Annotated in this window: 15 protein-coding genes; 7 read left to right on the top strand and 8 right to left on the bottom strand. The window is 70.3% G+C overall.

The window, feature by feature from the left end:
* The first annotated feature begins 4 nt into the window (after window positions 1-4).
* Entirely contained in the window at window positions 5-1,012 is a 1,008-nt protein-coding gene (locus tag ACIBL3_RS26040; protein WP_396356174.1) for a glycosyltransferase family 2 protein, read from the top strand.
* Here ACIBL3_RS26040 and ACIBL3_RS26035 read toward each other — a convergent pair.
* Genes ACIBL3_RS26035 through ACIBL3_RS26015 form a run of 5 tightly spaced genes read right to left on the bottom strand, consistent with a single transcriptional unit; the run spans window position 998 to window position 5,224 of the window.
* Window positions 998-1,753, bottom strand: a complete 756-nt coding sequence (locus ACIBL3_RS26035; protein WP_396356173.1) for an ABC transporter ATP-binding protein — start codon at window positions 1,751-1,753, stop codon at window positions 998-1,000. The genes ACIBL3_RS26040 and ACIBL3_RS26035 overlap by 15 nt on opposite strands.
* Complete coding sequence (locus ACIBL3_RS26030) at window positions 1,740-2,630, bottom strand: ABC transporter permease (RefSeq protein ID WP_396356172.1); 891 nt, start codon at window positions 2,628-2,630, stop codon at window positions 1,740-1,742. Before ACIBL3_RS26030 ends, ACIBL3_RS26035 begins: the two co-directional genes overlap by 14 nt.
* Window positions 2,631-2,668: 38 nt before the next feature.
* Window positions 2,669-3,367 (bottom strand): tyrosine-protein phosphatase, encoded by a 699-nt coding sequence (locus ACIBL3_RS26025; protein ID WP_396356171.1) that lies wholly within the window; start codon window positions 3,365-3,367, stop codon window positions 2,669-2,671.
* A gap of 22 nt (window positions 3,368-3,389) precedes the next feature.
* A complete protein-coding gene (locus ACIBL3_RS26020; protein ID WP_396356170.1) occupies window positions 3,390-4,499 on the bottom strand; it encodes an iron-containing alcohol dehydrogenase family protein in 1,110 nt (369 codons plus the stop codon).
* Entirely contained in the window at window positions 4,487-5,224 is a 738-nt protein-coding gene (locus ACIBL3_RS26015; protein ID WP_396356169.1) for a sugar phosphate nucleotidyltransferase, read from the bottom strand. The genes ACIBL3_RS26020 and ACIBL3_RS26015 overlap by 13 nt, the downstream gene beginning before the upstream one ends.
* 67 nt (window positions 5,225-5,291) lie before the next feature.
* Here ACIBL3_RS26015 and galE point away from each other — a divergent pair, with 67 nt between their 5' ends.
* Complete coding sequence (gene galE / locus ACIBL3_RS26010; RefSeq protein WP_396356168.1) at window positions 5,292-6,245, top strand: UDP-glucose 4-epimerase GalE; 954 nt, start codon at window positions 5,292-5,294, stop codon at window positions 6,243-6,245.
* 27 nt (window positions 6,246-6,272) lie between these two features.
* On the opposite strand, the gene ACIBL3_RS26005 is transcribed toward galE, so the two are convergent.
* Both ACIBL3_RS26005 and ACIBL3_RS26000 read right to left on the bottom strand, forming a co-directional pair.
* On the bottom strand, window positions 6,273-7,052 hold the full coding sequence (locus ACIBL3_RS26005) for an SDR family NAD(P)-dependent oxidoreductase (protein ID WP_396356167.1): 780 nt from the start codon (window positions 7,050-7,052) through the stop codon (window positions 6,273-6,275).
* A 1-nt stretch (window position 7,053) separates the two neighbouring features.
* Window positions 7,054-7,734: a TIGR03089 family protein gene (locus ACIBL3_RS26000; RefSeq protein WP_396356166.1), complete on the bottom strand. Its 681-nt coding sequence runs from the start codon at window positions 7,732-7,734 to the stop codon at window positions 7,054-7,056.
* Window positions 7,735-7,800: 66 nt separating this feature from the next.
* Here ACIBL3_RS26000 and tatA point away from each other — a divergent pair, with 66 nt between their 5' ends.
* Window positions 7,801-8,040 (top strand): twin-arginine translocase TatA/TatE family subunit, encoded by a 240-nt coding sequence (gene tatA / locus ACIBL3_RS25995; protein WP_396356165.1) that lies wholly within the window; start codon window positions 7,801-7,803, stop codon window positions 8,038-8,040.
* Here the strand turns inward: tatA and ACIBL3_RS25990 are convergent.
* Window positions 7,975-8,895 (bottom strand): LysR family transcriptional regulator, encoded by a 921-nt coding sequence (locus ACIBL3_RS25990; protein ID WP_396356164.1) that lies wholly within the window; start codon window positions 8,893-8,895, stop codon window positions 7,975-7,977. The two genes, tatA and ACIBL3_RS25990, sit on opposite strands and share 66 nt — an antisense overlap.
* A gap of 42 nt (window positions 8,896-8,937) precedes the next feature.
* On the opposite strand from ACIBL3_RS25990, the gene ACIBL3_RS25985 reads away from it, so the two are divergent.
* From ACIBL3_RS25985 to ACIBL3_RS25970, 4 genes are all read left to right on the top strand, one after another.
* A complete protein-coding gene (locus ACIBL3_RS25985) occupies window positions 8,938-9,786 on the top strand; it encodes an SDR family NAD(P)-dependent oxidoreductase (RefSeq protein ID WP_396356163.1) in 849 nt (282 codons plus the stop codon).
* Between the two features lie 50 nt (window positions 9,787-9,836).
* Entirely contained in the window at window positions 9,837-11,174 is a 1,338-nt protein-coding gene (locus ACIBL3_RS25980; protein WP_396356162.1) for a hemolysin family protein, read from the top strand.
* Entirely contained in the window at window positions 11,171-12,241 is a 1,071-nt protein-coding gene (locus ACIBL3_RS25975) for a hemolysin family protein (protein ID WP_396356161.1), read from the top strand. The genes ACIBL3_RS25980 and ACIBL3_RS25975 overlap by 4 nt, the downstream gene beginning before the upstream one ends.
* A 110-nt stretch (window positions 12,242-12,351) precedes the next feature.
* The gene (locus tag ACIBL3_RS25970) at window positions 12,352-13,413 is read left to right on the top strand and encodes an NAD(+)/NADH kinase (RefSeq protein WP_396356160.1); all 1,062 of its coding nucleotides are present in this window, start codon (window positions 12,352-12,354) and stop codon (window positions 13,411-13,413) included.
* Window positions 13,414-13,456: the final 43 nt, after the last annotated feature.

Below are 13,456 nucleotides of genomic sequence, written 5' to 3'. Positions count from 1 at the left end.
TGATATGCCGCTGTCCCACTGGCCGCCCGTGTCCGTCGTGATGCCCGTGCTGAACGAGGAACGCCACCTCGAGGAGGCGGTCGGCCGCGTCCTCGACCAGGACTACCCCGGCGAGCTCGAGGTCGTGCTCGCCATCGGCCCGAGCAAGGACCGGACCCAGGAGATCGCGGAGAAGCTCGCCGACCGTGACCCGCGGATCGCGATCGTGCCGAACCCGACCGGCAGGACGCCGGCCGCGCTGAACGTCGGCATCGCGCACGCCAAGCACGACATCCTGGTCCGGGTCGACGGCCACGGCGCCCTCACCGACGGGTACATCACCCGTGCGGTCGAGGTGCTCACCGAGAGCGGCGCGGACAACGTCGGCGGCGTGATGGCGGCCGAGGGCCGGACGCCGACCGAGATGGCGGTCGCCTGCGCGTACCGCTCCCGGCTCGGGCTCGGCGCGTCCACCTTCCACCAGGGCGGCAAGGCGGGTCCGGCGGACACCGTGTACCTCGGGGTGTTCCGGCGGGCCGCGCTGGAGCGGGTCGGCGGGTTCGACGAGACCATGCACCGGGCCCAGGACTGGGAGCTGAACTACCGGATCCGCAAGACCGGCGGCCTGATCTGGTTCAGCCCGGACCTGTCCGTCACCTACCGGCCGCGGTCGTCGCTGTCCGCGGTGGCCAAGCAGTTCTTCCACACCGGCCAGTGGCGCCGTGAGGTGATCCGCCGGCACCCGGAGACCGCGAACAAGCGGTACCTGGCGCCGCCGATCGCGGTCATCCTGCTGGCGGTCGGCACCATCCTCGGCATCATCGGCCTGGCCACCGGGAACAGCTGGCTCGACCTGGGCTTCCTGGCCCCGCTCGGCTACGGGCTCCTGCTGCTGGCCGGATCGGCGTTCGAGGGCCGCTACCTGCCCTGGAAGGCCTTGTTCTGGATGCCGCTGGTCTGCGCGACCATGCACGTCTCGTGGGGCCTGGGCTTCCTCGTCGGCCTGCGCGAGAAGCCGTCAGCCGCGGGTTGATGTGATGTAAGCGGCGACGACCTCGTCGGCGGGGCCGTCCATGCGGAGCGTGCCCTGGTCCAGCCAGATGGCGCGGTTGCACGTGTCCAGGACGACGTCCAGGCTGTGGCTGACCAGGAAGACCGTGCCGGCCTGGTCGCGGAGCTCGCGGATCTTCCGCTCCGACCGGACCCGGAACTCGGCGTCCCCGGTGGCCAGCGCCTCGTCGACGAGCAGGATGTCGTGCGTCTTCGCCGACGCGATCGCGAACTTCAGCCGCGCCTGCATCCCGGACGAGTACGTCGACATCGGCAGGTCGATGAAGTCGCCGATCCCGGAGAACTCGACGATCTCGTCGTACCGGCGGTCGACCTCGGTGGGAGACATGCCCATCGCGAGGCAGCCGAGGACGACGTTGCGGTCGCCGGTCAGGTCGTTCATCATCGCCGCGTTGACGCCGAGCAGTGACGGCCGGCCACCGGTGTAGATGGCTCCGGACGCGGGTGGCAGCAGCCCGGCGACCGCGCGCAGCAGTGTCGACTTGCCGGAGCCGTTGCGGCCGATCACGCCGATCGCGTCCCCGCGGTAGGCGGTGAAGGTGACGTCCTTGACCGCGTGCACCTCGCGGATCGTCGGCCGGTCCTGCCGCTTCAGGATCCGCCGGAACGCGGTGGCCGCCGTACCCTTGCCGCCCTGTCCGGCGATCACCTTGTAGATGATGTTCACCCGGTCCGCGACGACCGTAGGCTCAGCCTCTCCCATAACGGTCCTCCGCCTGCCAGAAATAGAGCAGTCCGCCGGCCAGGACGACGAACGACCAGCCGATCGCGATCGGCCACGCGTACGGGAGCTGGTTGGCCTCGTGCTCGGAGAGCAGCGAGCGCCGGACGATGTCGATGTACGCCGAGATCGGGTTGAGCGCGAGCAGGTGGATCACCCAGTCCGGCGCGTTCGCCTCGGTCAGCTTGGCCGGCAGCGAGAAGAAGATCCCGGACGCGTACAGCCAGGTCCGGGTGACGAACGGCAGCAGCTGGCTGACGTCGGAGACGAACGTGCCGATCCGGGCGAAGATCAAAGTGATCCCGACGTTGAACATGCTCTGCAGCACCAGCGCCGGTACGACGAGCAGCCAGCGCCAGGCGAGTCCGTCGGTCACGCCGACGATGACGAACAGCAGGCCCATCGAGACCAGCATCTGGTTGAGCTCGTTGAGCACGTAGGCCAGTGGGAGCGTGGCGCGCGGGAAGTGCAGGGTGCGGATCAGCGACAGGTTGAGGGCCAGCGATCGGGATCCCTCGGTCATGCAGCGCTGCGTGTAGGTGAAGACGAAGATGCCGCTGAGCAGGAACGCGACGTAGTTGTCGATCCCGTTCTTGGTGCCGAGCAGGACGCCGAACGCGAGGTAGTAGACGGCCGCGTTGAGCAGCGGCGTCAGCACCTGCCAGAGCGAGCCGAGGCGGGCCCCGGCGTACATGGCGTAGGTGCGTGCGGTGGCGTAACTGAGCACGAACCTGCGGCGGCTCCACAGCTCACGCAGATAGGCGGGAAGCGTCGGCCGTTGCGAGCTCTTGGTCAGCCCATAACGTTCGGCCAGCGCCGCCGGGCTTGTCACTCCGGTCGGCTCGGCGGCGGTCGGCATGCCGGCCAATGTACTGCGCTCAGTGACCTGGATGTGACTCAGGTCAGGCGCTTGCGCAGCCGGTCCAGGTCGTCGGTGGTGAGGCCGCCGTGCCGCAGGTACGCCTCCGGGCCGCCGTACTTGTCGTCGAGGTGGCGCAGGATCGCGATGATCGACTCGGCCCGGGTGTCGCGGAACTCGATCATCTCGGGATGTTTCGAGGTGTCCGGCTCGTCGGCCAGCTGCTCCGCGAGCCAGGCCGCCAGCTGTCCCTGGGTCCGGAAGTAGTCGGCGGCGATCTCGTCCTCGGGTACGCCGGCGATGCTCAACGCCAGCGCGACGACCATGCCGGTGCGGTCCTTGCCGCCGTGGCAGTGCACGACCACCGCGCCGTCGGGCGCATCCGCGATCGCCTTCAGCGCGGCCGCGAAGAGCTCCGGGCGCCGGTCCAGCATCCAGGTGCACGCGTCGACGATCGTCGCCTGCCCGTGCTCCGGGTCGGCCGGGTCCTGCAGCGCCTGCCGAATCGCCAGCGGGTCGTCGGTGAACGGCGTCGGAAACAGCGCCACCTCGCCGTCGCCGCGCAGGTCCAGGATCCGGCCGACGCCGGAACGCCGTACCACCTCGACGCGGTCGGCGGACAGGAACTGCAGGCTGTCCGCCCGGATCAGCACGCCCTCCCGGATCCGCCCACCGTCAGCGGTCGGCAGCCCACCCACATCCCGGACGTTTCGGCACCCCGGCCAGTCAAGATCCACGACAGCCATCCAAACAGAGCCGTCAAGTGTCGAGGCTGCGTCCTTCCGGGGTGATCCTGGGCTGGGTGATCCGGACGTAGGCGTGGTCGTTGAAGTCGGCGACCTTCAAGCTGATGCGTTCCGGGGTCAGGGCGGCTTCCTCGAGGACGGTGAAGCGGCCGGGTCTGGTCTGTGGCGCGTAGGCCACGATCTCGGCGAACTCGTCGAGCGTGAAGCCGAGGTCGGCGGGACGGACCGGGAGGCCGTGGCGGTACAGGCAGTCGACCGTGGCATGGAAGTGGTCGACCTCGCCGCGCAGGAACCAGGCGAAGGCCGCGCCGACGCCGACTTGCTCGCCGTGGAAGCCTTGCCGGCCCGGGTGCAGCAGGTCGATCGCGTGTGAGATCTCGTGGCAGGCGCCGGAGCAGGGCCGGGACGACCCGGCCACCACCATCGAGATCCCGGACAGCACCAGACCTTCGGCCAACGTGGTGAGGAACGTGTCGTCGCCGATCCCGCCCGGGTGGTTCATCACCGCCTGCGCGGCGGACCGGGCCAGCGAGGCGGCCAGCCCGTCGATCGACTCGCCGCGCAGGAAGTGCGAGGTCTCCCAGTCCGCGATCGCGGACAGGTTCGAGACGATCTCGCCGATCCCGCTGCGCACCGCCCGGGGCGGCGCCTGGCTGATCAGGTCCAGGTCGACCAGGACCGCGATCGGCGCCGGGACGCCGTACGAGCCGCGGCCGGCGTCGTTGCCGAGCGTGCAGATCGGCGACGCGAACCCGTCGTGGGCGAGGTTCGTGGCGACCGCGACCATCGGCAGCCCGAGCCGGGCGGCGGCGAACTTGGTCACGTCCAGCACGGTGCCGCCGCCGATCCCGACGATCGCGTCGTACCGCTGCAGCTTGACCTCCTCGACCAGCTTGATCGCGGCGTCGAGCGTGCCGCCGCCGACGGTGAACCAGTCCGCGCCCGGCAGGCCGTGGTGGAACTTCTCCCGCACCACCGGCCCGTACGTCGCCCCGACCGCGACCGCCATCCGGCCGGACGACGAGATGCGCTGGTCGGCCAGCACTTTGCGCAGGTCGCCGAGCGCGCCGTGCCGGACGTCGACCAGGATCGGCGCCGGGATCATCCGGGCTAGGTAGGACATACGATCTCCCGGGCCCGGGCCAGGTCGTCGTGGTTGTCGATCTCGACCCAGGCGACGCTGCCGATCGGGGTGACGTCGATCCGGAATCCTTGGTCCACGAGAATCTGGTACCCATCTTCGTAGTACAGGTGCGGGTCGCGTGCCCAGGTTTCTCGCAGAGCTTCGGTGAGGTCTGCGGCGGCCGTCGGCTCGATCAGGGTGACGCCGATGTACTCGCCGGTGGCGGTGGCCGGGTCCATCAGTTTGGTGATCCGCTCGACCCCTTCGGCCTCGGACCAGATCACCTTCATCTCTTCCTCGGCCAGCGTCTTCTCGGTGTCGAGCGCGAGGATGATCCGCCGGCCGTCGCCGCGGGCGTCGAGCAGGGCGCGCTGGACCGAGGCCGGGTGCACGGTGTCACCGTTGGCGAGCAGGACGCCTTGCGACAGAACGTCGCGGGCGCACCACAACGAGTAGGCGTTGTTCCAGGTCTCGGCCTTGTCGTTGTGGATCAGCTCGAGGGTCACGCCGTACCGCTTCTGGAAGGCCGGGACGCGGGACTCGATCGCGTCGGCGGCGTACCCGACCACGATGGCGACGTCGGTGATGCCGACCTCGGCGTAGTTGGCCAGCGTCAGGTCGAGAACGGTCGTCCGGGAGTCGATCGGGACGAGTGCCTTGGGCAACGTGTCCGTGTACGGGCGGAGGCGGCGGCCGGCTCCGGCGGCGAGCACAAGTCCTTTCATTGCCTGATGGTACGGGTTCGGCCCGTCTGTGCGCCCTGGATTGTGGGGTGGTGGCAGGATCGAGGACATGACGTGGCTCGTGACTGGTGGTGCCGGATACATCGGGGCGCATGTGGTGCGCGCGTTCCTCGCGGACGGGATCGACGTGGTGGTGATCGACGACCTGTCCAGCGGGAAGGCCGAGTTCGTCCCGGACGGCGTCCGGTTCGTGCGGTCGAACCTGCTCGACGGCACGGCGGTCCGCGACGCGCTCGACGGGGTCGACGGAGTGGTGCACCTGGCCGGGTTCAAGTACGCCGGGGTGTCGGTCGAGCGCCCGTTGCACACCTACACGCAGAACGTGACCGCGATGGTGTCGCTGCTGGAAGCGATGGCGGACAAGGCGATCCGCAACATCGTCTTCTCGTCCAGCGCGGGTGTCTACGGGACGCCGAAGGTCGAGGTGGTGACCGAGCAGACGCCGCCGGACCCGCAGAGCCCGTACGGCGAGTCCAAGCTGGTCGGGGAGTGGCTGCTCGCGGACCAGGCTCGCGCGGTCGAGTTGCACCACACGTCCCTGCGGTACTTCAACGTGGTCGGCTCCGGTGACGTCTCGGTGTACGACTCCAGCCCGTACAACCTGTTCCCGATCGTCTGCGACCTGCTGACGCAGGGGAAGATCCCGCAGATCTACGGCACCGACCACCCCACCCCGGACGGCACGTCGGTCAAGGACTACGTCCACGTGGCCGACCTGGCCCGCGCGCACGTCGCGGCCGCCCGGGCGCTCGAGGGCGGGCGGCCGCTGGAGCGCGTCTACAACCTCGGCAGCGGCACCGGCACGTCGGTCCGCGAGATCATGGACGCCGCCCGCCGGGTCACCGGCATCGACTTCACCCCCAGCGAGGGCCCGCGCCGCCCCGGCGACCCCTCCCGAGTCGTGGCCGCCGGCGACCTCGCCGCCCGCGACCTCGACTGGAAGAACACCTACACCGTCGACGACATGTTCGCGACAGCCTGGGAGGCCTGGCCGAAACCGTAACCACCCCGCCGCCGAAGGCGGCTGTTCTCAGTACTCCTTCGGGAAGGCGCCGGTGGGGGTCAGGTTGAGGACGCCGGGGCCGGTGAGGACGCCGCCTTCTACCGGGAGGGTGTGGCCGGTGATCCACGAGGCGTCGTCGGAGGCGAGGAAGGCCACGGCGGCGGCGATGTCCTCGGGCTCGCCGACCCGGCCGAGCGGGTACATTTCGGCGAACCGCTCGAGGGTGTCGGGTTGCTTGTCCCAGTTGGGCGTCCGGATCGTGCCGGGGGCGACCACGTTGAAGCGGACGCCCATCCCGCCGTACCGGGCCGCGTAGTTCACCGTCATCGCGATCTGCCCGGCCTTCGCGGCCGAGTACTCGATGTTGCCGAACGCGGCGAGGCCGTTGACCGAGCTGATCGTGACCACGTTGCCGCGGGTCTTCACCAGGTGCGGGAGCGCGGCCTGGATGCAGCGCGCCGCTCCGACCAGCGTGAGGTCCAGTTGCTGGTGCCATTCCTCCGCGGTCGCGTCCTCCGGCACCGACGTGACGATGCAGCCGCCGGCGTTGTTCACCACCACGTCCAGCCGGCCGAACCGCTCGACCGCCGCCGCGACCGCCGCGTCCACGTCGTCGCGGTTCGTCACGTCGACCCGGAGCCCGATCGCCCGCTCACCGAGCTCCGCGACGACCTCGCCGACCTTGCCCTCTTGCAGATCGGTGACCACCACGGACCCGCCCTCGTCCGCGATCCGTCGCGCCACCGCCGCGCCGATTCCTTGCGCCGCCGCGGTGACCAATGCCACCCGTCCTTCGAACCGCTGCACGTCAGCTCCCCACCACTCGATCGACCTTTTCGTCCGCGATCCGCCGCTCCAGCTTCGACTCGTCCAGGTTGCGGCAGAGCACGATCGAACCACCTCCGGCGATCACCCCGACAAGCAGCCCGGCTCCGTCGCGGCTGACCAGGTCCTGGGTGACCAGGATCCGGTCGGTGACGGGTTCCGCCGTACCGATCAGGTCGTCGTGGGTCAGTTCGTCGTACGCCGGTGACGTCGGCGACGGTGGATCGAACGGGACGAACACGTCCGGGTGGTTGTAGACCTCGGCGCCGTAGTCGTGGACGCCGTCCGGCAGCGGTTCGCGGAACCGGCCGCCGAGCGGCAGCAGCGCGGACGCGACGGTCTCCCGCTCGCCGCGGATCGCGAAGTCCGGGCCGGTGATCGCGAGCGTCCCGGTGCCGCTGGTCAGCGCGGCGCCGGCCGACCAGGCCGACAGCGCCCAGACGACGCCGAGCCAGTGCGGCGGCAGCCCGATCGCGACCGTCTCGCCGGGCTCCAGGTCGTACTCGTCGACCAGCAGGTTGGCGGTCTTGGCGACCCAGTTCGCGGTGGTGACGGCGCTCAGCTCGATCCGTTCACCCGTCGCGTCGTCGTAGTAGGTGAGGAAAGGGGCGCCGCCGTCGCGGCGGACCGCGGCGGCGAAAAGTTCCGGCAGAACTCGTGACATATGGCCCACCCTACGGTTCGCGCACCGGCCTACGGTGACGGGGGATTTCCGGAAAGAAGGCCTGCCATGGTTCCACTGCTCGAGCTGCCCCAGGGCGGCGAATGGGTCGTCATCCTGATCATCGTGGTGCTGCTGTTCGGCGCGAAGAAGCTGCCCGAGCTCAGCCGGAACGCCGCCCGCGCGATGGTCGAGTTCAAGAAGGCGACCGCCGACGAGAACGGGAAGCCGGCGTCCCTGGAGTCAGGAGGCGCCGACCTCGACGGTGGCGGTGCGCAGAGCGTCGGCGAGGAGCGCCGCGGCGGCTGACTGCCGCCCGGGCATCCGGGCCAGGACGGTACGTCGCAACTCCTGCGGCCCGCCGTGGACAGCGAGCACGCGGACGCCGGGCGGCGCCGCCGAGACCATCGAGGCCGAGATCGTGGTCAGTCCGGCGCCGGCGGCGACCAAATGCAGTTTCGCGAGCCAGTCACGGACCGTGTGCGCGATCTCCGGCCGTTCGTCGAGTCCCGGCCACTCTCCCATCAGCAACTCCTCGCCGGACGGGGGCCCGGCGATCCAGCGCTGCCCACGCAGCTCGGACACGTCCACCGAGTCGTGCGCGGCCAGTGGATGACCGGCCGGCACCGCCAGGAGCAGGCTGCGCTCCGCCAGCGTCTCCACCTTCAGTGCGGGCGACTCGGCGTCCGGGGGCCGGAACGGCGGCGCCGAGGCCAGCAGCGCGAGGTCCACGCTGCCGGCCCGCAGCGCCCGCACCAGCGCCGGCGTGGAACCCTCCCGCGTCGTCACCGTGATCGACGGATGGGTCCGGCGCAACGCACTGATTGCCCTGGGCAACACCACTGCGCCGGCACTCGGGAACCACCCGAGCCGCACGGTCCCTCCCGTCTCGGGCAACCCGGCCAGCTCGCGCGCGGTCGCGTCGAGCTGATCCAGCACACCGGCGGCGCTCCGCAGTACGACCTGGCCTGCTGCTGTCAGCCGCACTCCTTCCCGGCGCCGCTCGAGCAGTTGAGCACCCGCCGCGCGCTCGAGCGAAGCGATCTGCCGGGACACCGCCGACTGCGTGTACCCGAGCGCGGTCGCCGCCGACGTGAACGTCCCGCGCTCCGCGACCTCGCGGAACACCCGTAACGCGACCATCGAGACATCGGTGAAGTCCATGACGTTTACGCATACTACGTGTGCCCAGGTCTCGTTGGAGTCATGAAGGATCCGAACCTAGGTTGGCCGCATGACACCACCTCGCACAGCACTCGTCACCGCGCCAACCAAGGCATCGGCTTCGCCTTCGTCCAGGAGCTCGCCGCCCGGATGGACCCTGGTGACCTGGTCCTGCTCACCGGGAGAGATCCCCAGCGGGTGGCGGAGGCCGTCACCCGGATCGACGGCGTCGCCCGGGTCGAGGGGCGGGTGCTGGACGTGACCGACCCGGACGCGGTCGCCGGCATGGCCGCCGAGCTGGGGGCGGTCGACATCGTGATCTCGAACGCGGTCGGGCCGCTGGTGCCGGAACGTCCCCAGAGCGAGCAGGTGGACGTGTTCGCGGACGTAGCCAACCGCGGCGCGCAGTACGTCCTGAGGTCGCTCGGCCAGATCGTCCGGCCTGGTGGCCGGCTGATCGTGGTGGCGAGCTCGCTCGGGACGCTGGACCACCTGCCCGAGCGGCTCTGGTCCCGCTTCGACGGGGTGAGCCTGGCCGAGGTCGAGCGGGCTGTCGAGGACTGGCTCCGCTCGGTCCATGACGGTACGGCGGCGGAGCAGGGCTGGCCGGAGTGGATCAACCTGCCGTCGAAGGTCGCCCAGGTCGCGGCGGTGCGGGCGGTCGCCGCGGCTCGCCATACCGAGGATCTGGCCGCCGGCACCTTGGTCGCGGCGGTCTGTCCGGGGCTGGTCGACACGCGGGCGTCCCGACCGTGGTTCGACGACTTCAGCCAGGCGAAGTCGCCCGCCGAGGCGGTCGTGCCGATCGTCGACCTGATCCTGGCCGACCGCGTCGATGCGGCGATGTACGGCGAGCTGGTCCGGGACGGGAAGGTCCTGCCCTGGAAGTAGTCACCGACCCCGCAGTTCTCCGAGCCCTCAAGTTCTCCTAAAGTCAATGCATGCTGATCCTGGCCGGCCTGGGCCTCATCCTGGTGCTGACCATTGCCACCGGCTACTTCGTCGCGCAGGAGTTCTCCTACGTCGCGGTCGACCGGAGCCGGCTGCAGTCGCTGGCCGACGCCGGTGACACGGCCGCCGGCCGGGCCCTGAAGGTGACGGCGCGGCTGTCGTTCGTGCTGTCCGGCGCCCAGGTCGGGATCACCGTCACGGCGCTGCTGGCCGGCTACGTCGCCGAGCCCTACCTCGGCGAGGGCCTGGCCCACGTGCTCGGCTCCGCCGGGGTGCCGGAGACGGTCAGCCTGTCCGTCTCGGTGATCATCGCGTTGCTCGCGGCAACGATCATCCAGATGGTGTTCGGCGAGCTGGCGCCGAAGAACCTGGCGATCGCGAAGGCCGAGGCGATCGCACTGCGGCTGTCCCGGTCCACGCTGATGTACCTGGCGGTGGCCGGGCCGGTGATCCGGGTGTTCGACTCGGCCTCGAACCGGATCCTGCGCCGGGTCGGCATCGAGCCGGTCGAGGAGCTGCCGCAGGGCGCCACCGCTCAGGAGCTGGACCGGATCATCGTCACCTCCTACGAGCAGGGCCTGCTGGACGAGGACACCATGCGGCTGCTCGACCGCGGTCTGGACTTCCGTGGGCGGAGCGCCGGTGAGGCGATGCGGCCGCGCGTCGACGTGGTCACAGTGCACCAGGACGCACCGCTGACCCGGGTGGTCGAGCTTCTCGACACCGGGCACAGCCGTTTCCCGGTGATCGCCGCCTCGGTCGACGAGGTGGTCGGCGTGGTCGCGATCGCCGACGTGGTCGGGGTCGACCCGGCCGAGCGGGACCACGTCAACGCAGGCTCACTCGCGTCGTCGCCGGTCGTCGTACCGGACACCTTGCCGCTGCCCGCCGTACTGGAGCGGCTGCGGACTGCGCACCGCCAGCTTGCGATCGTGGTGGACGAGTACGGCGGGTTCGCCGGGATCGTGTCGCTGGAGGACATCGCGGAGGAGCTGGTCGGGGAGATCCGGGACGAGGACGACCTGCCGGAGACCGGGCTGGAGCAGGGTGCGGACGGGTCCTGGGTGCTGTCGGCCCGGTGGCGGCTCGACGAGGTCGCGGAGGCGACCGGGATCCAGCTGCCGGAGAGCGACGACTACGAGACGGTGTCCGGCCTGGTGATGGCTCAGCTCGGCCGGGTCCCGGTGGTCGGTGACGACGTGATGGTGGAGCTGCCCCGGCGGTTCGACCACGATGGCCGGCCGGTCCCGCCGGAGATCGTCCAGCTGACCGTGCAGAGCATCGAGCGGCACGTGCCGGGCATCGTCGTCCTGGAGCGAGTGACATGAGTACGCCGGTCGCCCTGCTCATCTCGGTCCTGCTGCTGATCCTGAACGGGTTCTTCGTCGCCGCCGAGTTCGCCCTGGTCGCGTCGAAGCGGCATCGGCTCGAGGAGGCTGCCGCGGCCGGCAGCCGGTCCGCGCGGGCCGCGATCGCGGGTGTGAGCGAGCTGTCGCTGATGCTGGCCGGCGCTCAGCTCGGCATCACCCTCTGCACACTCGGACTCGGATCGCTGAGCGAACCCGCGGTCGCGCACCTCCTGCACCCGCTCTTCGAGCTGATCGGCCTGCCCGAGAACGTCGGCCACGTGATCGCGCTGATCATCGCCGTCGGCGGGATCGCCCTGCTGCATGTACTGCTCGGCGAGATGGCCCCGAAGTCCTGGGCGATCAGTGACCCCGAGCGTTCCGCGCAACTGCTCGCGTGGCCGTTCCGCGGATTCACGTACGTCTTCCGCCCGCTGCTGATCGTCCTCAACTGGCTCGCCAACGCCTGCGTCCGCGCGCTCAAGGTGACCCCGCAGAACGAGCTCGCCAGCGCCCACGGCCCGGCGGAGCTCCGGCTGCTGATCGAGTCGTCCCGCGAGCACGGCACGCTCGAGGAGCCCGAGCACGAGCTGCTCACCGCGATGCTCGCGCTGCAGAACACGACGGTCGTCCAGGTGATGACGCCGATCGAGCAGCTCAGCACGATCCCCGCCGGCGCCTCCGCCCGGGAGGTCGAGGTCACCAGCCTGCGCGAGGGCCGCTCCCGGCTCGCGGTCGTCAGCTCGGGTACGACGATCTGCGGCATCGTCCACGTCCGCGACGCCGCCCGCGCGACCACCGGCGGCGGGACGACGCTGCGCGCCTCCGACCTGATGACCGCACCACTGCAGTTGCCCGCCGACACCCCGGTCGCGACGGCGATCCGGACGATGCGCGATCGCCGTTCGCAACTGGCCGTCGTACAGGAGCAGGATCAGCCGCTTGGGGTGGTCGCGCTGGAGGACCTGCTGGAGGAGGTGATCGGGGAGTTCGACGACGAGACGGACCCGATCGTCAAAGCCGCGAGGGCGGAATCACCGGAGCGGTAGTCTCCGCGAGCCACTTCTGGGCGGCGACTACCGTTGGGGCAGTAACCGTCCGGAGGAGGACTGTCGTGCCTGTGCGCCGGCTTGGGCTTGTTGTTCACCAGGGGCGTCCGGTGGCCGTGCAGACGGCCGGGACCGTGCGCGAGTGGGCGAGCCGGCACGGGATCGGGTGCACCGACATCGACGTGTGGAAGGACCACGAGGACCGGCGTAGTGGCATGGACGAGCTGCACCATGCCGGGGAGCCGGACCTGGTCGTCACTCTGGGCGGTGACGGGACGTTCCTGCGTGGTGCCCGGATCGCGGCCAAGAACGACGCCGCCGTACTCGGGGTCGACCTCGGCAAGGTCGGCTTCCTGACCGAGGTGGCGTGCCGGGACGTGGAGGAGGCGCTCGAAGCGGTGCACCACGGCGGTGCCACCATCGAGGAGCGGATGACGCTGACCATGCGGGCGTCCCGTCCGCTGGAGATCCCGAGCGGGATCGAGTCGCTGCTGCGGTACGGGCACGGTCCGTCGCTGCCGCCGCCGACGGTCCGTCCGGAGAGCACCGAGGGCGACGGCTGGGGTGTTGCGCTGGACGTGACCGCTTTGAACGACGTCGTACTGGAGAAGTTGGCGCGGGACCATCAGGTGGCGCTTGGTGTGTACCTGTCCGGGCGGCTGCTGGCGTCGTACTCGGCCGATGCAGTGATTGTGGCGACGCCGACCGGGTCTACTGCGTACAGCTTTGCTGCCGGTGGGCCGATCCTGTCGCCGAACACCGAGGCGATCGTGTTCACTCCGGTTGCGCCCCACATGACCTTCAACCGGTCCGTCGTCGCGGCCCCCGACGAGTCGATCGGGCTGCGCGTACTCCCGCACTCCGGGCAGGCCGCCGTCAGCATCGACGGGCAGTTGCGCGGCGTACTCGACCCCGGCGACTGGATCGGCGTCTACGGCGCACCCCGCCGCCTCCGCTTGGTCCGCCTGGGCCCCACCGACTTCTACGGCCGCCTCCGAGACCGCTTCCGCCTGACCGACGCCCCCGCCACCGCGCTGGACGGCGAATCCGAAGCCTTCTGGCGCCCCACCACCCCAGTCCCCCCAGACCTGGCCCACCTCCGCCTCCCCCCACCCCCTGCCGACCCGGCCCCTTCCCCGGCTCAGGCTGTGTCTCCGCCTGGGGAGGACTAGCCTGCTCCGCCGGCGGAGGCGGCTTGGTTTGTGTTGCCAACTG

It is taken from the genome of Kribbella sp. NPDC050124 (assembly GCF_044460355.1).
GTDB lineage: Bacteria > Actinomycetota > Actinomycetes > Propionibacteriales > Kribbellaceae > Kribbella.
The sequence above is the reverse complement of the archived record's forward strand: the minus strand, read 5'-3'. Positions and strand labels throughout refer to the sequence as shown.